At 67.7% G+C, this 20028-nt stretch carries 20 protein-coding genes; 8 read left to right on the top strand and 12 right to left on the bottom strand.

The window, feature by feature from the left end; translation table 11 throughout:
• The first annotated feature begins 79 nt into the window (after positions 1 to 79).
• The gene (gene rsmA / locus ACOHWE_RS01165; protein ID WP_420663549.1) at positions 80 to 925 is read left to right on the top strand and encodes a 16S rRNA (adenine(1518)-N(6)/adenine(1519)-N(6))-dimethyltransferase RsmA; all 846 of its coding nucleotides are present in this window, start codon (positions 80 to 82) and stop codon (positions 923 to 925) included.
• A gap of 262 nt (positions 926 to 1187) precedes the next feature.
• Here rsmA and ACOHWE_RS01160 read toward each other — a convergent pair whose 3' ends face one another.
• From ACOHWE_RS01160 to prfA, 3 genes are all read right to left on the bottom strand, one after another.
• Complete coding sequence (locus ACOHWE_RS01160; protein ID WP_420663548.1) at positions 1188 to 1949, bottom strand: DUF4167 domain-containing protein; 762 nt, start codon at positions 1947 to 1949, stop codon at positions 1188 to 1190.
• 212 nt (positions 1950 to 2161) lie between these two features.
• A complete protein-coding gene (gene prmC, locus ACOHWE_RS01155) occupies positions 2162 to 3082 on the bottom strand; it encodes a peptide chain release factor N(5)-glutamine methyltransferase (RefSeq protein ID WP_420663547.1) in 921 nt (306 codons plus the stop codon).
• Entirely contained in the window at positions 3079 to 4128 is a 1050-nt protein-coding gene (gene prfA / locus ACOHWE_RS01150) for a peptide chain release factor 1 (RefSeq protein ID WP_420663546.1), read from the bottom strand. Before prfA ends, prmC begins: the two co-directional genes overlap by 4 nt.
• A gap of 57 nt (positions 4129 to 4185) precedes the next feature.
• Here prfA and ACOHWE_RS01145 point away from each other — a divergent pair, with 57 nt between their 5' ends.
• A complete protein-coding gene (locus tag ACOHWE_RS01145) occupies positions 4186 to 4554 on the top strand; it encodes a hypothetical protein (RefSeq protein ID WP_420663545.1) in 369 nt (122 codons plus the stop codon).
• A gap of 214 nt (positions 4555 to 4768) precedes the next feature.
• Here ACOHWE_RS01145 and ACOHWE_RS01140 read toward each other — a convergent pair whose 3' ends face one another.
• The 4 genes from ACOHWE_RS01140 to ACOHWE_RS01125 form a co-directional block, all read right to left on the bottom strand.
• Positions 4769 to 5209 carry a DUF1499 domain-containing protein gene (locus ACOHWE_RS01140; RefSeq protein WP_420663544.1) on the bottom strand — a complete coding sequence of 147 codons (441 nt, stop codon included), beginning with the start codon at positions 5207 to 5209 and terminating at the stop codon, positions 4769 to 4771.
• 69 nt (positions 5210 to 5278) lie between these two features.
• A complete protein-coding gene (gene speB / locus ACOHWE_RS01135; RefSeq protein ID WP_420663543.1) occupies positions 5279 to 6226 on the bottom strand; it encodes an agmatinase in 948 nt (315 codons plus the stop codon).
• Positions 6219 to 7187 carry an agmatinase gene (gene speB, locus ACOHWE_RS01130; protein WP_420663542.1) on the bottom strand — a complete coding sequence of 323 codons (969 nt, stop codon included), beginning with the start codon at positions 7185 to 7187 and terminating at the stop codon, positions 6219 to 6221. The genes speB (ACOHWE_RS01135) and speB (ACOHWE_RS01130) overlap by 8 nt, the downstream gene beginning before the upstream one ends.
• A 157-nt stretch (positions 7188 to 7344) precedes the next feature.
• Positions 7345 to 8508 carry a M20 aminoacylase family protein gene (locus tag ACOHWE_RS01125; protein WP_420663541.1) on the bottom strand — a complete coding sequence of 388 codons (1164 nt, stop codon included), beginning with the start codon at positions 8506 to 8508 and terminating at the stop codon, positions 7345 to 7347.
• Positions 8509 to 8570: 62 nt separating this feature from the next.
• Between ACOHWE_RS01125 and mazG the strand changes: the two genes are divergently transcribed.
• The 4 genes from mazG (at position 8571) to ACOHWE_RS01105 (ending at position 11529) form a co-directional block, all read left to right on the top strand.
• A complete protein-coding gene (gene mazG, locus ACOHWE_RS01120) occupies positions 8571 to 9386 on the top strand; it encodes a nucleoside triphosphate pyrophosphohydrolase (RefSeq protein ID WP_420663540.1) in 816 nt (271 codons plus the stop codon).
• A 312-nt stretch (positions 9387 to 9698) separates the two neighbouring features.
• A complete protein-coding gene (locus ACOHWE_RS01115) occupies positions 9699 to 10640 on the top strand; it encodes a nucleoside hydrolase (RefSeq protein WP_420663539.1) in 942 nt (313 codons plus the stop codon).
• Positions 10637 to 11086, top strand: a complete 450-nt coding sequence (locus ACOHWE_RS01110; RefSeq protein ID WP_420663538.1) for a GNAT family N-acetyltransferase — start codon at positions 10637 to 10639, stop codon at positions 11084 to 11086. The genes ACOHWE_RS01115 and ACOHWE_RS01110 overlap by 4 nt, the downstream gene beginning before the upstream one ends.
• Positions 11087 to 11253: 167 nt before the next feature.
• Entirely contained in the window at positions 11254 to 11529 is a 276-nt protein-coding gene (locus ACOHWE_RS01105; RefSeq protein WP_420663537.1) for a glycine zipper 2TM domain-containing protein, read from the top strand.
• A 565-nt stretch (positions 11530 to 12094) separates the two neighbouring features.
• On the opposite strand, the gene eno is transcribed toward ACOHWE_RS01105, so the two are convergent.
• The 3 genes from eno to ACOHWE_RS01090 form a co-directional block, all read right to left on the bottom strand.
• On the bottom strand, positions 12095 to 13372 hold the full coding sequence (gene eno / locus ACOHWE_RS01100; RefSeq protein ID WP_420663536.1) for a phosphopyruvate hydratase: 1278 nt from the start codon (positions 13370 to 13372) through the stop codon (positions 12095 to 12097).
• A 200-nt stretch (positions 13373 to 13572) separates the two neighbouring features.
• Positions 13573 to 14466: a DMT family transporter gene (locus tag ACOHWE_RS01095; protein ID WP_420663535.1), complete on the bottom strand. Its 894-nt coding sequence runs from the start codon at positions 14464 to 14466 to the stop codon at positions 13573 to 13575.
• 187 nt (positions 14467 to 14653) lie between these two features.
• The gene (locus tag ACOHWE_RS01090) at positions 14654 to 15067 is read right to left on the bottom strand and encodes a Fur family transcriptional regulator (protein WP_420663534.1); all 414 of its coding nucleotides are present in this window, start codon (positions 15065 to 15067) and stop codon (positions 14654 to 14656) included.
• 362 nt (positions 15068 to 15429) lie between these two features.
• On the opposite strand from ACOHWE_RS01090, the gene ACOHWE_RS01085 reads away from it, so the two are divergent.
• The gene (locus ACOHWE_RS01085) at positions 15430 to 16740 is read left to right on the top strand and encodes a DEAD/DEAH box helicase (RefSeq protein ID WP_420663533.1); all 1311 of its coding nucleotides are present in this window, start codon (positions 15430 to 15432) and stop codon (positions 16738 to 16740) included.
• A 367-nt stretch (positions 16741 to 17107) separates the two neighbouring features.
• Here the strand turns inward: ACOHWE_RS01085 and ACOHWE_RS01080 are convergent, their stop codons facing one another.
• Together ACOHWE_RS01080 and ACOHWE_RS01075 are read right to left on the bottom strand one after the other, a co-directional pair.
• Positions 17108 to 17821 (bottom strand): endonuclease/exonuclease/phosphatase family protein, encoded by a 714-nt coding sequence (locus ACOHWE_RS01080; protein WP_420663532.1) that lies wholly within the window; start codon positions 17819 to 17821, stop codon positions 17108 to 17110.
• Positions 17822 to 18050: 229 nt separating this feature from the next.
• On the bottom strand, positions 18051 to 19469 hold the full coding sequence (locus ACOHWE_RS01075) for a protein adenylyltransferase SelO (protein ID WP_420663531.1): 1419 nt from the start codon (positions 19467 to 19469) through the stop codon (positions 18051 to 18053).
• Positions 19470 to 19552: 83 nt separating this feature from the next.
• On the opposite strand from ACOHWE_RS01075, the gene ACOHWE_RS01070 reads away from it, so the two are divergent.
• Positions 19553 to 19972 (top strand): cupin domain-containing protein, encoded by a 420-nt coding sequence (locus ACOHWE_RS01070; protein WP_420663530.1) that lies wholly within the window; start codon positions 19553 to 19555, stop codon positions 19970 to 19972.
• Positions 19973 to 20028 lie beyond the last annotated feature (56 nt).

The raw sequence follows: 20028 nt of genomic DNA, 5'->3' as shown, positions 1-20028 counted from the left end.
CCTCTTGCCGGAAATATCCCCGCCGGAGGCCTGAATTCTCTGGCGCGCCGCCCGCGCCCTGCCCCGAGGTATCTCTGACATGAGCGCCATCGACTCCCTGCCCCCCCTGCGCGAGGTTATCGCGGCGCATCAGCTGTCGGCGCGCAAGTCGCTGGGGCAGAACTTCCTGCTGGATCTGAACCTCACCGCCAAGATCGCGCGGCAGGCAGGCGACCTCACCGGCTGCGACGTGCTGGAGATCGGCCCCGGCCCCGGCGGTCTCACCCGCGGGCTGCTGGCCGAGGGCGCCCGCCGGGTGCTGGCGGTGGAGAAGGACAGCCGTTGCCTGCCCGCGCTGCAGGAGATCGCCGAGGCCTACCCAGGCCGTCTGGAGGTCATCAACGGCGACGCTCTGGAGATCGACCCGCTCGCTCATCTGACGCCGCCGGTGCGCATCGCTGCGAACCTGCCCTACAACGTTGGCACCGAGCTCCTCGTGCGGTGGCTCACGCCGCAGGAGTGGCCGCCGTTCTGGCAGAGCCTCACGCTGATGTTCCAGCGCGAGGTAGCCGAGCGCATCGTGGCGCAGCCCGGTTCCAAGGCCTACGGACGGCTTGCGATCCTGGCACAGTGGCGGGCGGAGGCGCGGATCGTCATGTCGCTGCCCCCCGGCGCCTTCACCCCGCCGCCAAAAGTGTCGAGCGCCGTAGTGCATCTGGAGGCTTTGCCCGAACCGCGCTACCCCGCCGATCCGGCGGTGCTGAGCCGGGTGGTGGGCGCCGCCTTCAACCAGCGCCGCAAGATGCTGCGCGCGGCGCTGAAGGGCCTCTCCCCGGACATTGAGGCGCATCTCGCCGCCGCAGGCATCCCTGCCACCGAACGCGCCGAGCAAGTGGACCTGGAAGCCTTCTGCGCCCTCGCCCGCACGCTGAAGGGCGCAGGCTGAGGGCCAGTGCCCCGCCGTTCCTAGCCTGCTTCCGGCACAGTCCGCGGCAATCGGCAGCGGCCGGAAACCGGGCAGACCGGCCCCCCGGATAGCTTCCACGGCATGGCAGCGCTGAGCCGCGCATTCCCGGCGCGGGCGGAGGCGAGCCAGTTTTCCAACTGCGGAAGCACGGAATAGAAAACCCCCGGGCCGCTTCCGGCTTCGGGGGTTTTTGTTCCGTGATCCAGGACCATCCGCCAATCGGTGGCCGGGAGCTCAGCGGTTACTCTGCGGCTTCGGCGCCTTCGGTAGGTTTCGGCTTGGGCTTGGCGCGGCTGCGGGTGGTCTTTTTCGGCTTGGGCTCGGCAGCGGGTCCGGCTTCGGCGCCGGGCTGCTCCGCGCTGGCGTCAGCCTTGGCCCCGCCACCGCTGGCTTCGCTGTCCGGCTCCGCTTTCCCGCCGTCCTGCTTTTCGGCGGCCGGTTTGCGGGTGCGCGGTTTGCGGGCGGGCGCTTTTCGCGCGGGCGGCTCGTCCGCCCCGGTCGCCTGGCTTTCGGGGGTCTCCACCAGGCCGCTGTCGCCATTGCCGTTGCCGTCCCGCAGATCCAGCACGTCTGGCTCCTTGGGGTCGGCGGCAGGCGCCGGAGCGGGCTCCGAGGCGGCGTCAGCGGACGGCTGCGCCGGCTTGGCCTGGGCGGCCTCGCGTTCCTGGCGCTCCAGCCGCTCGCTGCGCTCCCGGTCGCGTTCAGCCTGACGCTCGCGGTTCTGGCGCTCCTGCTCCTCGCGGCGGGCCTCGATCTCGCGCTGCGCCTCGTTCAGCATCCGCAGATAGTGCTCGGCGTGCTGCTGAAAATTCTCGGTCGCAACACGGTCGTTGCCCAGCTGCGCGTCGCGGGCAAGCTGGTTGTATTTGTCAATGATCTGCTGCGGCGTTCCGCGCACCTTGCCTTCCGGGCCAGAGCTGTCAAACACGCGGTTGACAACATTGGCGCCATTCGGGCGGTTCCGGTTCGACTTGGAACGTGAACGTGATTTGGATGATCTCATCTAACTAACGTCAGCCTTGGTTTCATGCGCCGTAGACCCAAATCTGCGCGCCTCAGCGCCGGATCATCGACTTTATTTGGGCTTGGTGCCGCCGGGAGGCTGCAGAGCTCTCTCTTCGTGCGGCCCCTCCGAGTAACCATTTTACGAAGCCCCGCACAAGAGGCACAATGCGGTTTTCCATGATTTTTCTTTCTAAAACGCAAAATTTCGCGTCAGTTTGCGTCGGAATCCCCGGATTTGCCTCTGGAATCCCGGCTCTCTTCGCCGCCATCGCCGCCACGGCCGCCGCTTGCGGCCAGATGCGCCCGCACCACGCGGTCGCGGCCGTCAAGATCGGGCAGCACCGCGATGCCGGCCAGCCCTGCTGCGCGCAGCAGATCACTCACCGCCGCGCCCTGCGCGGGGCCGATTTCCAACAGCACCCGCCCCCCCGGTGCCAGATGGCGGGAGAGCCCCGCGGCGATCTGCCGGTAGGCGCCCAGCCCGTCACCGCCATCGGTCAGCGCCATGTCCGGCTCGTGGCCGCGCACCTCCTCCGACAGCTCCGCCATTTCATCTAGCGCGATGTAGGGCGGGTTCGAGACGATGAGGTCGAATTTTCCGGTGACCTGTTCGAACCAGTCCGACAGGCAGATATCGGCGCGCTCGGCGACCCGGTGCATCACCGCGTTGGCGCTGGCCTGCAGGCATGCGGCCTCGCTCAGGTCGACGCCGAGGCCGGTGGACTCCGCCCGCTCCGCGAGCAAAGTGACCAGGATGCAGCCGGAGCCAAGCCCGAGGTCCAGAACCCGGCTATAAGGCTCGGCCAGCGCCGCCTCGATCAGGGTTTCTGTCTCGGGGCGCGGGTCCAGCACCTCGCGGGAGACCTTGAAGCGGCGGCCGTAGAATTCGCGCTCGCCGATCAGATGCGAGACCGGGACGCGCACCGCGCGCAAAGAAATCAGCTGCTCGTAGCGCTCAGCCACCTCGGGAGCCAGATCCTCGGGCGCGATCAAGGTGACGCGGCTCGCCTCGATGCGGGCGGCATGGGCGAGCAGCACGCGGGCGTCGCGGGCCGGGTCCGGCACGCCGGCGGCACGCAGGCGGGCGGCGGCGGCGGCCATGGCCTGGGCGGCGGTCGCGGGCCCGTTCATTGGCCCATCTCGGCCAGCAGCCGCGCCTGGTGGTCGGCGGTCAGCGCGTCGATGATCTCGTCCAGCTCGCCGCCCATCACCTGCTCCAGCTTGTAGAGCGTGAGGTTGATGCGGTGGTCGGTCATCCGGCCTTGCGGGAAGTTGTAGGTGCGGATCCGTTCCGAGCGGTCGCCGCTGCCGACCTGGCTGGCCCGGCTGGCGGAGCGTTCGCTGTCGATGCGCTGGCGTTCCAGGTCGTAGAGCCGGGTCTTCAGCACCTGCATCGCGATCTCGCGGTTGCGGTGCTGGGACTTCTCGGACGAAGTGACGACAATGCCCGAAGGAATATGGGTGATGCGCACCGCCGAGTCGGTGGTGTTCACGTGCTGCCCGCCGGCACCCGAGGCGCGCATGGTGTCGATGCGCAGATCGTTCGGGTCGATCTGGATGTCGACGTCCTCGGCCTCGGGCAGCACCGCGACGGTGGCGGCCGAGGTATGGATGCGGCCGCCGCTTTCGGTCGCGGGCACGCGCTGCACCCGGTGGACGCCGGATTCATACTTCAGCCGGGCAAAGACGTTATTGCCCTTGATATGGGCGACCACCTCCTTGATGCCGCCGAGCTCGGTCGCCTGCTCCTCGATGATGCCGAAGGACCAGCCTTGGGTCTCGGCATAGCGCTGGTACATGCGCAGGAGGTCGGCGGCAAACAATGCGGCCTCGTCGCCGCCCGTGCCGGGGCGGATCTCCAGCATCGCCGGGCGGCTGTCGGCCTCGTCCCGCGGCAGCAGCGCGAGCTGCAGCGCGTGTTCGGCTACCGGGAGGGCCGCCTTCAGCGCCGGGATCTCCTCCTCGGCGAGGGCCTTCATATCGGGATCGCCAAGCATCGCCTTCGCGTCCTCGATATCGGCGCAGAGGCGGCGGTAGGCGGTGATCTGTTCGGCCACCGGGCGCAGCTCGGCATATTCCCGCGCAAGGGCTGCGAAATCCCCGGCACCATCCGCCATTGCGGCTTCCAGGTACTGAAACCGCTGCAGGATCTGTTCGAGGCGTTCTTCGGGAACCATGCGTTGGCTTATCCGTTGCAAGTTTGGCGATATGCAGTCCTGTGATATGCTAGTGCCATGCAACATGCCAGTGCCCATCTTCCGCGCCTGCTTTCGCCCCTGCGGCGGACGGCGGGCCGCGGGGGCGGAGCCCGCCCTGCCGCCGCTCTCCTGACCGCGGCGCTGCTGGCGTGCGCGGGCAGCGCGGGAGCCGATGTGACCGCGCAGGGCCGCAAGACCGTCGATTGCTACTGCACCGACAAGACCGGCGCCCGGGTAGAGCTCGGTGAAACCCGCTGCCTGTCGGTGGACGGGCGCCAATTCCTTGCCCAGTGCCAGATGTCGCTTAACGTGCCGATGTGGCGCGAGGTGCGCGACAGCTGCCTGTCGGCGTCACTGGCGCTGCCGCAGACCGTCAACGCGCCGCAGGTTCTGGCGCCGCTCTGACCTATCCGGCCGGTACGGCCATACAGCGCCCCCCGCCGCAGGCCGCCAGGCCGCTTTGTAGCTAGCGGCGTTCCGCCGCGCCTTTGGCGCGGCGCCCGGCCCAACGGCGCAGGGAATTTCATCGAAATGCCTTGAAGCGGGCGGGAGCCCCCGCCCTTCCCCCAGATGGTTCATCTGCGGCGGAACCGGGCCGGCCAGCCCTGATACCCGGGGATCAGTCCGGCGCGCCCGCCTGGGCCTCAGCGCGCTCCATCCGGTCCAGCCAGCGGTTGATGCGCGCCTTGTTGGTGCCGAGGTCCGAGCGGCCGAAGCGCAGCCGGGCGTAGACCTTCAAGAGGTCGCCGTCCTGTCTCGCGGTGGTGTAATCGGGCAGCCCCAGCACCTGGGTGCGGGTGATATAGGTCGCCATGCCGTCCTGCGGGCCGCCCGCCAGCACGCTGGTGCGCGGCGCCGAAGCAGCAATGCGGTGGAACCGCTCCAGCCCGTCCGGCCCGGTGCGCACCACCCGGAACACGCCGCCGCGGAACTCCTTGTCCTCGCTGAATTCGGGCTGGGTGTTCCAATCCAGCGGATCGCTCGGCGCAAGCCGCACGAAGCCAAGACCCACTACCAAGGCCGCCACCAGCAGCCAGGCCAGCAGCATCAGCCGCCCCATTGCCGTCTCAAGGTCACCCTTGCCTCCTCCCTGCGCAGGCGCAGCCCCCTGCCCGGGCGGCTTTCCCGCTTATCGTGTCTTCACCCCCGGCAGCACGCACAGCAGCTCGTAGAGCAGATTGGCCGCCACCAGGGCGGTGTTGCCCGAGGGATCGTAGGGCGGCGAGACCTCGACCAGGTCACAACCCACGATGTTCACCCCCCGGAGCGCCCGGATCAGCTCCAGCGCCTGCGGCGTGGTCAGCCCGCCGATCTCCGGCGTGCCGGTTCCCGGCGCAAAGGCCGGGTCGAGACTATCGATATCATAGGTCACATAGACCGGCCTATTGCCGATATCGCGGCGAATTTCCGCACCCATGCCGCTGAGCGAGCGGTTCCACAGTTCCTGCACCGGGAAGTGCTGGAAGCCCCAGCCCTGCGCCTCGGTGAAGTCGGTGGCAGCATAGCCGGTGCCGCGGATGCCGATCTGGTAGGTCTTGTCGGGGACGATCAGCCCCTCCTCATAGGCGCGGCGGAAGACGGTGCCGTGGGTCTCCTTCTCTCCGAACATCTCGTCGTTGACGTCGGCATGGGCGTCCACATGCACCAGCGCCACGGGGCCGTACTTGCGGGCAATCGCGCGCAGGATCGGCAGGGTGATCGAGTGATCGCCGCCCATCGCCATCGGGACCGCATCGCCTTCGAGGATGGCGTCGTAGCTCTCCTCGATAATGCGCAGCGAGTCCTTCAGCGAGAAGGTGTTGATCGCCAGATCGCCGATATCGGCCACGTTCAGGCTGTCGAAGGGCGCCGCCCCCGAGGCCATGTTGTAGGGCCTGAGCATCGCGCTCTCGGCGCGGATCTGCTTGGGGCCGAAGCGCGTGCCCGAGCGCCAGGAGGTGCCGATATCCATCGGAATGCCCAGCACCGCCACGTCCAGTCCTTCGAGCGACATCGCCTGCGGCAGCCGCATGAAGGTGTTCGGGCCGGAGAACCGCGCCAGGTCGTTGCCGCTGATCGGCTGGTTGAATTCAGTCATCGTGTCTCATGTTCCAGCCCAGCAGGCAGATGATGCTCATCGCCACATGGGCGCCGGCAATCGCGGTGGCGCCGGTCGTGTCGAAGGGGGGCGAGACCTCGACCACATCGCCGCCCTTAAAGTCGAGCCCGGCCAGATCACGCAGGATCCGCGCCGCCTGCGCCGAGGTCAGCCCGCCCCAGACCGGCGTGCCGGTGCCTGGCGCAAAGGCCGGGTCGAGGCAATCGATATCGAAGGTGAGGTAGGCCGGACGGTCCCCGACAATCCCGCGGATGCGCTGCGCGGTCTCGGCCGCGCCGATCTCATGCACCTCCGGCGCGTCGATCACGGTAACGCCCAGCGTGTCCTCGTTGGTGGTGCGGATGCCCACCTGAACCGAGGTCTTCGGATCGACGATCCCCGATTTCACCGCCTTGTAGAACATGGTGCCGTGATCGACGCGGGTGAAATCGTCATCCGCCCAGGTGTCGGTATGGGCATCGAACTGCACCAGCGAGATCGGCCCGTATTTCTCGGCATAGGCCTTCAGGATCGGGAAGCTGATGTAGTGATCGCCGCCCAGCGTGACCGACGCCGTGTCACTCTTCAGAATACCGCGGATATGCTCGGTGAGCGCCTCCGGGAAGGCTGGAATATCGGCGTAGTCAAAGGCGAGGTCGCCGTAATCGGCAATTGCCAGCTCGCTCAAGGGGTCATAGCCCCAGCCATAGGGCGCATCCGGGCTCTGCAGCAGCGAGGCCTCGCGGATCGCGCGCGGACCGAGCCGCGTGCCGGGGCGGTTGGTCACCGCCTGGTCGAAGGGCACGCCGGTCACCGCGATATCAGCGGCAGACAGATCCTTGGTGTAGCGGCGGCGCGCAAAGGAGGCCGCGCCCCCGAAGGTGTTCTCAAAGCTCAGACCCTTGAGGTCTTCGCGGGTAAAGGCCTGATCGACCTGGGTCTTGGCGTCTTCCAGTGCCATGCGGCGTCCGCCCCTGTTGTGTTATTGGATGATGCTTCAGATTTCGAATAGCCGGCGCAGGGCAGCTTGTCACCTCTCCCACCGCTTGCATCGGGCGCGCCTGTGGCCGCCACGCCCGGGCCCCGGCAGTGGCGCCGGCCCGGGCGTCTGCGGGGGCTCAGCCCGTCGGCTGCGCGCGCTCCACCAGCCGGGCAAAGAAGGACGCCCCGACCGGCGCAATCGCGTCGTTGAAGTCGTATTTCGGATGGTGCAGCCCGGCGCTTTCGCCCTGGCCGAGGAACAGGTAGGCCCCGGGGCGCGCCTCTAGCATGTAGGCGAAATCCTCCGCCCCCATCTCGCGGCCGCCCTCGGGCTCCACATTGGCCTCACCCGCGATCTCGCGCGCGACCTCCACCGCAAAGGAGGTCTTGCCCGCATCGTTGATGGTCGCCGGGTAGCCAACCTCGTAGTCCAGCTCCGCCTCGACGCCGTAGCTCGCTGCCTGCCCCGCGACGATCTCCTTCATCCGGCGCATCACCATTTGCTGCACCTGCGGGTTGAAGGTGCGCACGGTGCCGTTGATGTAGGCGGTGTCGGGGATCACGTTGTCGACGGTGCCGGTGTGGATCTGGGTGACCGAGACCACCAGGTCCTCCAGCGTGTGGTGGTTGCGGCTGACGATGGTCTGGATCGCCTGCGCCATGCCGCAGGCCGCCATCACCGGATCGCGGGTCTCATGTGGCATGGCGCCGTGGCCGCCCTTGCCCTGGATATGGATGTGAAAGGTATCGACCGCCGCCATCAGCGCCCCCGGCGTGGTGAGGAAGCTGCCCTCGGCCATGCCCGGCGCGTTGTGCAGCGCGTAGACCTCGCCGATGCCGAAGCGCTCCATGATGCCTTCCTCGACCATGATGCGCGCGCCGCCGATGGCCTCTTCGGCGGGCTGGAAGATCAGCGCCGCGCGGCCCTTGAAGTTGCGCGTCTCGGCCAGGTACTTGGCGGCGCCCAGGAGCATGGTGGTGTGGCCGTCGTGGCCGCAGGCGTGCATCCTGCCCTCGTGCTGCGAGGCATACTCGACGCCAGTCGCCTCGCTCATCGGCAGCGCATCCATGTCGGCGCGCAGCCCGATGGTCGGCCCCTCTCCCTGCCCGTTGATGATCGCCACCATGCCGGAGGTCGCAATCCCCTCGTGCAGCTCGTCGACACCGAATTCGCGCAGCCGCTCGGCGACGAAGGCGGCGGTCTTGGGCAGCTCCAGCGCCAGCTCGGGGATCTGGTGCAGATGCCGCCGCCAGGCCTTCATCTCTTCGGCATAATCGGCAATTCGGTTCACGACCGGCATGGGCTGGACTCCTGTTCAAGACTCGCGATGATGCATGTGACACCGAAGCAGGCAGGGCCGCAATGCAAGAAACAGACCTGATCCACGACGAAACCGCGGGCATCGAACGGCTATTGGAGATCATGCGGCGGCTGCGCGATCCGGACAATGGCTGCCCCTGGGACGTGGAGCAGGATTTCGCCAGCATCGCGCCCTATACCATTGAAGAAGCCTATGAAGTTGCCGACGCAATCGAGCGGGAGGCCTGGGACGAGCTGAAGGGCGAGCTCGGCGATCTGCTGTTCCAGTCGGTCTTTCACGCGCAGATGGCGGCGGAGGCCGGGCATTTCACCTTCCAGGACGTGGTGCGCACCATGTCGGACAAGATGGTCTCCCGCCACCCGCATGTCTTCGGCACGGAAAGCCGGGACAAGTCCGCCGAACAGCAGAGTCATGACTGGGAAGCGATCAAGGCGGCCGAGCGCGCAGGCCAGGCGCAGCAAGGCACGCTTGACGGCGTTGCCCTCGGGCTGCCCGCGCTCCTGCGCGCCTACAAGCTGCAAAGGCGCGCCGCCCGCGTCGGCTTCGACTGGCCCTCGGCGGACAACGTGATCGCCAAGATATGCGAGGAATGCGCCGAGCTGGTGGAGGCGCGCGACACGCTCACCCACGACAAGGTGGAGGAGGAGTTTGGCGATCTCCTCTTCGTGATGGCCAACCTCGGCCGCCACCTCGGCGTCGAGCCGGAAGCGGCGCTGCGCCGCGCCAACGCCAAGTTCACCCGCCGCTTCGAGGGCGTGGAGGCCAGGCTCGCCGCCCGCGGCAAGACCCCGAAGGACAGCGACCTCGCCGAGATGGACGCGCTCTGGGACGCGGTGAAGGCAGACGAGCGCCGCTGAGGCGCTCTCCCCTTTCCGTCCCAAAACGCCGAGGCGCCCCGCACGGCCGGTCCCCGTCATCTTGCCCCAAATACTCGAAAAACCCGGCCGCAGCGGCGCAGCACCGCCGCCCCGGCTCCCTCCCTGCCCCTTTTTCTTTGCTCAAATACTCAAAACCCGCCGCGCGCGCCGCAAACCGGCGTTTCGGTTCAGCGCCTGCCCCTTCATCTTTCCCTAAATACTCAAAAACCCGCCGCTGCCCCAGCGCGCTGCGGCTGGACATTCGCGCTCCCGGCTGCGACTGTCCGGCGCACGAGCAGCCGGATTAACACCATGAGCCCACGCAAGATCATCATCGACACCGACCCCGGCCAGGACGACGCCGTCGCCATCCTGCTGGCGCTGGCAAGCCCGGAGGAGATCGACCTTCTCGGCATCACCTGCGTTGCTGGCAACGTGCCGCTGGAGCGCACCACGATCAACGCGCGGCTGGTGCTCGAGGCCGCGGGGCGCACGGACGTGAAGGTCTTCGCAGGCTGCAAGGCGCCTCTGGCACGCCCGCTGGTCACCGCCGAGCATGTGCATGGCAAGACCGGGCTTGACGGGCCGGAGCTCTGGGAGCCCGCGATGCCGCTGGCCGACGGGCATGGCGTTGACTTCATCATCGACACGCTGCGCGCCGAGCCTGTCGGCAGCGTCACCCTCTGCCCGATCGGCCCGCTGACCAACATTGCCGCCGCCTTCAACCGCGCCCCGGACATCATCGGGCGGATGCAGGAGATTGTGATGATGGGCGGCGCCTATTTCGAGGTCGGCAACATCACGCCGGCCGCGGAGTTCAACATCTACGTCGACCCGGAAGCGGCCGAGACCGTGTTCAAATCCGGGGTGCCGCTGACCGTGATGCCGCTCGACGTGACCCACAAGGTGCTGGCCACCCGCGAGCGCGTAGCGGCGATCCGGGCGCTTGGCACCCGCGTCGGCAATTTCACCGCCGACATGCTCGACTTCTTCGAGCGTTTCGACGTCGCCAAGTACGGCAGCGCCGGCGGGCCGCTGCATGATCCCTGCACCATCGCCTATCTGATCCGGCCCGAGCTGTTCAGCGGCCGCCATATCAACGTGGAAATCGAAACCAGTTCCCAGCTGACCCTCGGCATGACCGTTGCCGACTGGTGGGGCGTGACGGACCGCGCGCCCAATGCGCTGTTCATAGGCGATGCCGACGCGGACGGGTTCTTTGCGCTGCTGACAGAACGGCTGGCCCGGCTATGAGCGCCTCCTTGCATCTGGCCCGGCCCGAGCATCTGGACAAGGTGCTGGCGCTGGTCGCCGCCTTCCACACCGAAACCGGCATTGCCAGCAGCGACGAAGACCGCCGCGCAGGGGTCGAGCCGCTGCTCAATGGCCACCCCTACGGCGCGATCTATCTGATTGGCCCGACCCGTGCGCCGATCGGCTATATTGCGGTGACCTTCGGCTGGTCGGTGGCCTTCGGCGGGCTCGACGGCTTTATCGACGAGCTGTTCATCCGCCCCGCCGTGCGCGGCCGCGGCATTGCCACCGAGGTTCTGACCACCCTGCCGAAATCCCTCGCGGGCGCCGGGGTGCGGGCGCTGCATGCGGAGGCGGACAACAGGAACGAAAGCGTGCAGCGGCTCTATGCCCGCACCCGTTTTGACATGCGCGAAGACCACGTGCTGATGACCAAGCGCCTCTGATCTGCGCGCTCGCGGCCACAGCAACCCGCGGCCCTGGCAGGTTTCTGCGCAGTTTTGATGCTCTCGATTTTTTGACGGGAACCTTCGCCGCTTCCCTCGCGTTCTCCCATCAGCCGCGGCCGCGGTCCCCGGCCGCCGCCCGGACAGTGATAAAAAGGAGAACACCTATGACCATCCGTTCGATCCCCGCAATCGCCTGCAGCGCCATCCTGGGTCTGGGCGCCTGCACCAACCTCACCCCCGAACAGCGCACCGTGGCCGGTGTGGCAGGCGGGGCCGCCGCTGGCCTGATTGCCGCCGACGTACTGGAAGCCGACGACGACTGGCGCCTGATCGCCGCTCTCGGCGGCGCTGCAGCCGGCACCATGGTGGCCCAGAACAACCAGACCAACCGCTGCGCCTATGCGCGCGGCGACGGCACCTATTACACCGCCGCCTGCTGAGGCCGTGCGGGGATCGCCCCGCCCGTTACGTGAGACTTAGAAACGGCGCCCTGCCCCGGTCAGGGCGCCGTCCGTTCCGGCACTGAACCCGTGCTAGGCTTTATATGCCAGGCGGATGCGAAAACCCCATGTAGGAAAGCTGCGCCACCGGATCATCCGGCCCCACCGGATGCTGGGTAACGGGATAAAATCCCGTGCTGCATGCCGACAAGATTGCAAGAACTGTGCAGAGAGTGAATGTCCGGACCATCCGGCGCATGTACTGCGGTGTCATGGCCGTCTCCCCTTTCCCGCGGCTGGTTCTGCGCCGCGTGCTTTAGGGTATCACAATGGCCATCACCCGTCTGTGAACCGCTCCACATTGGGGACCTCCGGGCAGAGGGCTTTCCTCGTGCAACGGGCGAGCGAGCGGACGCTGCCGGGGCGCGCGGCGCCGGTGCGCAGCGTACTGCGCGGAGCGGGAACGGCGCCGTCAGCAACACACCCTCGGGCCGCCCCGAAAAAAGCCCCCGGCCGCAGGGCCGGAGGGCATGGGCAATCAGACTCGGGGGACTCCCGCCCGGGCTCAGCCCTTCAGGATCGAGCGGCCCGCGTATTCCGCAACTTCGCCCAGCATCTCCTCGATACGGATCAGCTGGTTGTATTTCGCCAGCCGGTCCGAGCGCGCCAGCGATCCGGTCTTGATCTGGCCGCAGTTGGTGGCGACCGCGAGATCGGCAATGGTGGCATCCTCGGTCTCGCCCGAGCGGTGCGACATCACGTTGGTGTAGCGCGCGCGGTGCGCCATATCCACGGCCTGCAGGGTCTCGGTCAGGGTGCCGATCTGGTTCACCTTCACCAGCATCGAGTTGGCGCAGCCGCGCTGGATGCCATCGGCCAGACGCGCGGGGTTGGTCACGAAGAGGTCGTCGCCCACAAGCTGCACCTTGCCGCCCAGCGCGTCGGTCAGCGCCTTCCAGCCGTCCCAGTCATCCTCGCCCATGCCGTCTTCGATGGAGATGATCGGGTAATCCTTCACCAGCGCCGCGAGGTAAGCCACATTCTCCTCGGAGGTCAGACTCTTGCCCTCGCCCGACAGCACGTATTTGCCGTCCTTGTAGTATTCGGTCGCCGCGCAATCGAGCGCCAGATAGATCTCCTCGCCCGGCTTGTAGCCTGCTTTTTCAATGGATTTCAGAACAAAATCCAGCGCTTCGCGGGTGGAGGCAATGTTGGGCGCAAAGCCGCCCTCGTCACCGATCCCGGTGCTGAGGCCCGCTGCCGACAGCTCTTTCTTCAAAGTGTGGAACACTTCCGAGCCCATGCGCACCGCGTCGCGGATGTTTTCCGCAGCCACCGGCATGATCATGAATTCCTGGATGTCGATCGGGTTGTCGGCATGTTCGCCGCCGTTGATGATGTTCATCATCGGCACCGGCAGGACGCGGGCGGAGGTGCCGCCGATGTAGCGGTAGAGCGGCTGTGTGGTGAAATCGGCCGCGGCCTTGGCCACTGCCATCGACACGCCGAGGATCGCATTGGCGCCCAGGCGGCCCTTGTTCTCGGTGCCGTCGAGCTCGATCATCGCGCGGTCCACGGCGACCTGCTCGGTGGCGTCAAAGCCGACCAGTTCTTCGGCGATCTCGCCGTTGACGGCGGCAACCGCCTCCAGCACGCCCTTGCCCATGTAGCGCGACTTGTCGCCGTCCCGCTTTTCCACCGCCTCGTAGGCGCCGGTCGAGGCGCCCGAAGGCACCGCAGCGCGGCCCATGGTGCCGTCTTCCAGGATCACGTCGACCTCGACCGTCGGGTTGCCCCGGCTGTCGAGGATTTCGCGGGCGTGAATGTCGATAATGGTGCTCATCTGTCCGTCCTTGGTTCTGGCCATGTGGTGGCGCTTGGGAAAGTGGCGCATTGGCGTGCCAGCGTCATAGCAGCGCCGGGCAAAATGTAAACTCCGGCCGTTACCGCTAACTCGCCAGAATCCGGCAGGTTAGGGCTAACAAAAATCTGTTTGCGCCAACATGCGGCAGATGCCCGCGCGCCCGTGCGGGCGCTTCCGGCTTACGCCGGGGCCGCGGACGCGTGCCGTCCCGCCCGCGCCAGACGGCGTTCGCGCAGGAAGGTATAGAGCCCCGAGCCGATGATCAGCGCCGATCCCGCCAGCGTCAGCGCGTCGGGCCGCTCGCCAAAGACGATGACGCCCGCGAGAATGGAGAAGAGCAGGCGCGAGTAGCGGAACGGCGTCACCGCAGCGGCATCGCCGATGCGCATCGCAGTGACGATGCCGTAGTAGCCCATGACTCCGAACAGCACCCCGCCCGCGATCATCGCCCATTGCCCGCCCGACAGCATCTGCGCCTCCCCCGGTGCCAGCCAGAGGAGCAGCGCGCCCGCCGGAATCACCGAGAGGAACGCCTGGAAGCTGACCACAGCAGAGGGCACAGCGCTGTCCATCACCCGGGTCATCAAGTCACGGGCGGCCACGCCCAGCACCGCCACCACCACAAGGAGCGCTGCCGGCTCGAAGCTGTCGAGCCCGGGCCGGATGATCAGCAGAACCCCCGCAAAGCCCACGCAGATCGCCAGCCAGCGCCGCCAGCCGACCTGCTCGCCCAGGAACAGCGCCGCCCCCATGGTGATCACCAGCGGCGTCGCCTGGAACACCGCCGCCACCACAGAGATGTCGACCATCGACAGCGCCGAGGCAAAGGCCACGGCCGAGACCGCCTCGGTACTTGCCCGCAGCACCGGATTCATCCGCCAGGCACGCGGCGCCAGCAGCCGGTGCCCCTGCACCCGTGCCAGCAGCGCAAACACAAGGGCGCTGCCGGTCCCGAGGCAGATCAGGATCTGCCCCACCGGCAGCGCGCCCGACAGTTGCTTGATGAACATGTCCTCCAGCGTGAAGAAGGCCATGGCGGCGATCACCATCAGAATGCCGTTGAGATTGTTCATGGCCTGTGTCCTTTGCCGGCGGAACCCTGCGGTCAAGGAGCATAGAAGCGCAGTCACGGGCAACTGCCTTTGCGGCACCGGCCGGCGATATTCCGTGCCCCCGGCCATCAGCGACCGTGATGGACCGTGAGGCTCCAGCTGGCAGGGCAGCCGGAATTTTTCTGCATGAAAACGGTCTGCTGACGCTTCAGTCCGCCTTGCGCGGCACGCCGTAGAGCTCCAGCTTGTGGCCGCGCAGCTCGTAGCCCAGCTTGCGGGCGATCTTTTCCTGCAGCTCCTCGATCTCCGGGTCGCAGAATTCGATCACCTCGCCCGAGTTCATGTCGATCAGGTGGTCGTGATGCTCGCGGTCGGCATCCTCGTAGCGGGCGCGCCCGTCACCGAATTCCAGCCGCTCCAGGATGCCGGCCTCTTCGAACAGCTTTACCGTCCGGTACACCGTGGCAATCGAGATCGCCGCATCCAGCGCGCTGGCGCGGGCATAGAGCTCCTCCACGTCCGGGTGGTCGTCGCTGTCCTGCAGCACCCGGGCGATCACCCGGCGCTGGCCGGTCATCCGCAGACCCTTGTCCTCGCAGCGGGAGATGATCGACTCGCCCATTGTGGTCCTTTCGCTTTTCTGGGCTCCCTCTTTATCGGATGTGGCGGGCCGCGCAAACCGCGTTTTCCCCTGCCGCTGCACGTGCCGGGCGCTTGACAAACGCGCGCCGCACCGCCATTTGGGCTCTCAGGCATCCCTCCCTGCTGCGTGAGCAGAGACCGGACCGGAGCCGCGCCAGGCGCGGCACGACATTTCCGGGGTCTAGTGATATGCCGCCATTCCCAAAATCACGCGTGGGGATCTGCAGAGGCCAGCGGCCTGGCATCCGGCCAGCGCCTGCCCGAGGTCCCTGCCCCGCAAGATACCGCTGATACGCAGCGGACACCGGCCCGTGCACAGAGCAGGGCCGCGAAAGGACATACGTGACTGAATTTTCGACCATGGGGCTTCCCGAAAAGCTCCTCACCCGGCTCGCAGAAATGGGCCTTAACGACCCCACCCCGATCCAGTCGCATGCGATTCCGCATGCGCTGAACGGCAAGGACGTGCTGGGGCTGGCGCAGACCGGCACCGGCAAGACCGCGGCCTTTGGCGTGCCGCTGATCGCACAGATGATGCAATACGGCCGCAAGCCCGCAGCCAACACCGTGCGCGGCCTGGTGCTGGCGCCGACCCGCGAATTGGCCAACCAGATCGCCGACACCCTCAAGGGCCTGACCGAAGGCACCCCGATGAAGGTCGGTCTGGTGGTCGGCGGCGTCTCCATCAACCCGCAGATTTCCCGCATCGCCAAAGGCACCGACATTCTGGTGGCCACCCCGGGCCGCCTGATCGACATCCTCGACCGCGGCGCGCTGGATCTCGGCTCCTGCGACTTCCTGGTGCTGGACGAGGCCGACCAGATGCTGGACCTCGGATTCATCCACACCCTGCGCAAGATCGCGGCGCTGCTGCCCGCGGAACGCCAGACCATGCTGTTCTCGGCAACCATGCCGAAGCAGATGAACGAAATTGCGGCCAGCTATCTGCAAAGCCCGGTCCGGGTCGAGGTCTCGCCCCCGGGCAAGGCCGCCGACAAGATCACCCAGTCGGTGCATTTCATTGCCAAGGCGGAAAAGCTGAACCTGCTGAAGGAGCTGCTGGACGGCCACCGCGACGAGCGCGCGCTGGTCTTCGGGCGCACCAAGTGGGGCATGGAAAAGCTGATGAAGACGCTGGACAAGGCAGGCTTTGCCGCCGCCGCGATCCACGGCAACAAGAGCCAGGGCCAGCGCGAGCGCGCTCTGGCCGCCTTCAAGACCGGCGACATCAAGGTGCTGGTCGCTACCGACGTGGCGGCGCGCGGGCTCGACATCCCGGATGTGAAGCACGTCTACAACTTCGAGCTGCCCAACGTGCCGGACGCCTACGTGCACCGCATCGGCCGCACCGCGCGCGCGGGCAAGGACGGCGCCGCGGTGGCGCTCTGCGCACCGGATGAGATGGACGAGCTGAAGGCGATCCAGAAGGTGATGAAGCTGAAGATCCCGATCGCCTCGGGCCGCCCCTGGGAGGCCATGCCGGATCCGGATGCGCCCGAGGGCAAGCCCTCCGGCCGCCGCGGCGGCCCGCGCCGCCGGGGCGGCGGCGGCCGCGGCGGCAATGGTGGCGGAGGCAAGCCCCGCTCGCAGGGTCAAGCCCCCGGCGGCGCCCGCAGCGGCGCCGGCCGCGGCCAGAAACAGCGCGCGCGCTGAGGCGGCGCCATACTGGCAGGAAAGAAGGCGGGACGGTTGCGTCCCGCCTTTTTCATTGCGGCATCAGCCAACTCCGGTGCTCCCCGTGCAGCCGTCCCCGCTCTTGATACAGGCGATAAGCGGCGGCCACTCGGCCTCGTTCCGCGTTTGGAATGTTCGGAACCGGGGATCGGGATGATGATCGTGCCGGGAAGCCCCTGCCGCGCCGCCCTGCCCCGCGCCGTGCAAGCGGCGCCCGGCCCAAGGCCGCCAGGGGGCCCTTAAAGGCACCCGCGGGCGCGGGAGGTTTTGCCTGCAGCCGCAGACGGGCGCGCCGTTCGCATTGTGAGGGCCTGGGGGCCAACTCCTCTGCGCAGCCGCAGGCGCCTCAGCGGGCGGCGAGGTCGACCCAAACCGGCAGGTGATCCGAGGCAATAGGCGCCGGGCGGACGGCATGCACCCCGTGCGCCACGGTCTTCAGCCGCTGGCAATGGGCAATCCGGTCCAGCGCCCCGACCGGACGCAGCGCGGGAAAGCTGGGCTTGGGCGGCACGAAGCGCAATCTGGGCGCGATGTGCTCGAGCACGCCGCCGCGCGACCACTCGTTGAAATCGCCCGCCAGAACCACCGCTTCGCCGTTTTCCTCCTGCTCCGCAGCGGCTTGCGCCAGGTGGTGCATCTGCTCGCGCCGCGCACGCCCCGTGAGGCCCAGATGGGCGCCGATCACCCGCACCGGCCCCAGCTCGGTGCCGAAGCGTACCCACACAGCGCCGCGCGGCTCCAGCCCCGGCAGCGGCAGATGGCCCTTGGCCTCCAGCGCCACCGGCCCGCGGAACAGCACCGCATTGCCGTGCCAGCCGAGCGAGCCCGCGCCGCCCAGGTCGGCGGCCTCCCAGCCGGTCTCCTCGATAAGGAAATGCGGCAGCGCCGCGGGCCGCGGCGGCAGCCGTTTGTCCGCCTCCTGCAGCACCACGATCTCCGCGCCAAGGCCGGAGATCACCTGCAGCGTCCGCTCAGGCCGCCTGCGCAGGTCAAGCCCAACGCATTTCTGGATATTGTAACTGGCGATGCGCAGCGTGTCCGGCTGTCTGGTCTTGGGCATCCGCTTCCCTCTGGCTTCTCTCAGTCTGGCGCAGCTGCGGGAGGGTGGGAAGGGGGTTCCGTCCGCTTAGGATGCGCGTTTTTCGGGCAGGTCTGAAACAGGGAGGGGGCTTCCCGTCCCCAGTTTGGAGCCTGGAGGGGGCTGTCCGCCCCCTCTTGGGCCTTTGGCGCTATTCACCCCCGAGGGTATTTCGGGCCAGAAAGTGGCGGCACCGGCGCCTTCTGCCCCTTCACGTGCCGCAGAAAGTGGCCTGCACCTCCTCGCCCGGGGCGGGCGGACGCTGCAGGTCTGCGTGGTCCGGCTGGCTCTCATAGGGGCGCGCGAGCACCTGCATCAGCCGTTCGAAAGGCGCGAGGTCACCGGCGGCGGCGGCGGCGATCATTTCCTCCACCCGGTGGTTGCGCGGGATGAAGGCCGGACTGGCGGCGCGCATCACCGAATGCGGGTCAGGCTCCCCCTCGAGCCTTGCCTGCCAGTCCGCGGCCCACGCCCGGAATGCCTCGTCCTGTTCGAAGACGTCCGCGGCGCGGTCCTCAGCCAGCGCGCGGAAGCTGTTGGTGAAGTCGCAGCGCTGCGCCGCCATCAGCTGCAGCAGGCGGGTGATCAGCGCCATGTCGCCCTCCTGCTCTGTCGTCAGCCCCAGCTTGGCGCGGAAGCGGCGCAGCCAGCTGGCCTCCATCAAAGCCGGCATCGCATGCACGATCTCCGTCGCCTCCTCCACACCCGCCTGCGGGTCATCGAGCTGCTGGATCAGCGCGGTCGCCAGCTGCGCCAGGTTCCAGACCGCAATGCCCGGCTGGTTGGAATAGGCGTAGCGCCCGCCGCGGTCGATCGAGGAGAACACCGTATCGGGGTGGTAGACATCCATGAAGGCGCATGGCCCGTAGTCGATGGTTTCGCCCGAGATCGCGCAGTTGTCGGTGTTCATCACCCCGTGGATGAAGCCCACCGCCATCCACGCTGGGATCAATTCGGCCTGGGCATCGCGCACCGCCCGCAGAAGCCCCATCGGCCCCTCAGCGCCCGGATAGTGGCGGGCAATGGCATAATCCGTCAGCCGCTTGAGGCTGGCCGTATCGCCGCGCGCGGCGAAGACCTGGAAGCTGCCGACCCGCAGGTGGCTGGCCGCAACCCGGGTCAGCACCGCGCCGGGCAGGCCTGCTTCGCGCCAGACGGTCTCGCCGGTTTGGACCGCTGCCAGCGCACGGGTGGTGGGGATGCCGAGCGCATGCATTGCTTCCGAGACAACGTATTCGCGCAGCACCGGCCCCAGCCAAGCGCGGCCGTCGCCGCCGCGCGAATAGGGCGTCGGGCCGGAGCCCTTGAGCTGGATGTCGCGCCGCTTGCCGTCGGCGCCCACGGTCTCGCCCAGAAGGATCGCGCGGCCGTCGCCGAGCTGCGGGTTGTAGGTACCGAACTGGTGGCCGGAATAAAGCTGGGCCAGCGGCTCCGCGCCCTCGGGCACGGTATTGCCGGCAAAGACCGCGGCCATCTCATCGGCGTCGCCAGGGGTGATGCCAAGAATCTGCGCGAGCTCCGCGTTGAAGGCCAAGAGCTTCGGCGCCTGCACCGGTACGGGCGGCAGTTTGCTGTAGAAGGCCTCCGGCAGGGCGGCGTATGAGTTGTCGAAGGGAATGCTGAATGTCATGGCGCAAAGATATGCGCGCCATGGGGATTTACCAGTAGGATTTGCCGGAACGGTTTGCCGGCCGCAAAAGAGGGAGCACCGACATGCACGCAACCGGGATCATCGAACGGCTCGGGCTGGAGCCCCATCCGGAAGGCGGCTGGTACCGGGAGACCTGGCGGGCGGAGAACGCCGGCAGGCCCACCGCGACCTGCATCTATTTCCTGCTGCAGGCCGGAGAGCGCAGCCATTGGCACCGCGTCGATGCGGCAGAGATCTGGCTCTACCACGCGGGCGCGCCTCTGGTGCTGTCGATGGCGGAGAGCGAGGACGGGCCTGCGCGGGACCATGTGCTGAGCCCGGACCTTACCGCGGGGGCGCCGCAGCTGATCGTGCCCGCGGGCTTTTGGCAGGCGGCGCGCAGTACCGGAGATTTCACACTGGTGAGCTGTGCGGTGTCGCCGGGATTTCATTTCGAGGGGTTCGAGCTGGCAGACCCCGGCTTCGACATCCCGCGCGGCTGACGCGGCGGGTCCGCTTTGCCGCCTTGGCCGCAGGCCGGGCGGCGCAAATTTCTTTC

It is taken from the genome of Cribrihabitans neustonicus (assembly GCF_048820895.1).
GTDB lineage: Bacteria > Pseudomonadota > Alphaproteobacteria > Rhodobacterales > Rhodobacteraceae > Cribrihabitans_A > Cribrihabitans_A neustonicus.
Note: the sequence above shows the minus strand (reverse complement) of the source record. Positions and strands in the feature narration are given on the sequence as shown.

Coding starts and splice junctions, on each gene's coding strand:
- ACOHWE_RS01105 (WP_420663537.1), top strand. CDS start 11,254: ATGACCATCCGTTCGATCCCCGCAATCGCCTGCAGCGCCATCCTGGGT.
- ACOHWE_RS01070 (WP_420663530.1), top strand. CDS start 19,553: ATGCACGCAACCGGGATCATCGAACGGCTCGGGCTGGAGCCCCATCCG.
- ACOHWE_RS01075 (WP_420663531.1), bottom strand. CDS start 19,469: ATGACATTCAGCATTCCCTTCGACAACTCATACGCCGCCCTGCCGGAG.
- rsmA (WP_420663549.1), top strand. CDS start 80: ATGAGCGCCATCGACTCCCTGCCCCCCCTGCGCGAGGTTATCGCGGCG.
- ACOHWE_RS01140 (WP_420663544.1), bottom strand. CDS start 5,209: ATGGGGCGGCTGATGCTGCTGGCCTGGCTGCTGGTGGCGGCCTTGGTA.
- ACOHWE_RS01090 (WP_420663534.1), bottom strand. CDS start 15,067: ATGGGCGAGTCGATCATCTCCCGCTGCGAGGACAAGGGTCTGCGGATG.
- ACOHWE_RS01125 (WP_420663541.1), bottom strand. CDS start 8,508: ATGCCGGTCGTGAACCGAATTGCCGATTATGCCGAAGAGATGAAGGCC.
- mazG (WP_420663540.1), top strand. CDS start 8,571: ATGCAAGAAACAGACCTGATCCACGACGAAACCGCGGGCATCGAACGG.
- ACOHWE_RS01145 (WP_420663545.1), top strand. CDS start 4,186: ATGCAACATGCCAGTGCCCATCTTCCGCGCCTGCTTTCGCCCCTGCGG.
- prmC (WP_420663547.1), bottom strand. CDS start 3,082: ATGAACGGGCCCGCGACCGCCGCCCAGGCCATGGCCGCCGCCGCCGCC.
- speB (WP_420663543.1), bottom strand. CDS start 6,226: ATGACTGAATTCAACCAGCCGATCAGCGGCAACGACCTGGCGCGGTTC.
- prfA (WP_420663546.1), bottom strand. CDS start 4,128: ATGGTTCCCGAAGAACGCCTCGAACAGATCCTGCAGCGGTTTCAGTAC.
- ACOHWE_RS01160 (WP_420663548.1), bottom strand. CDS start 1,949: ATGAGATCATCCAAATCACGTTCACGTTCCAAGTCGAACCGGAACCGC.
- ACOHWE_RS01115 (WP_420663539.1), top strand. CDS start 9,699: ATGAGCCCACGCAAGATCATCATCGACACCGACCCCGGCCAGGACGAC.
- speB (WP_420663542.1), bottom strand. CDS start 7,187: ATGGCACTGGAAGACGCCAAGACCCAGGTCGATCAGGCCTTTACCCGC.
- ACOHWE_RS01080 (WP_420663532.1), bottom strand. CDS start 17,821: ATGCCCAAGACCAGACAGCCGGACACGCTGCGCATCGCCAGTTACAAT.
- ACOHWE_RS01110 (WP_420663538.1), top strand. CDS start 10,637: ATGAGCGCCTCCTTGCATCTGGCCCGGCCCGAGCATCTGGACAAGGTG.
- eno (WP_420663536.1), bottom strand. CDS start 13,372: ATGAGCACCATTATCGACATTCACGCCCGCGAAATCCTCGACAGCCGG.
- ACOHWE_RS01095 (WP_420663535.1), bottom strand. CDS start 14,466: ATGAACAATCTCAACGGCATTCTGATGGTGATCGCCGCCATGGCCTTC.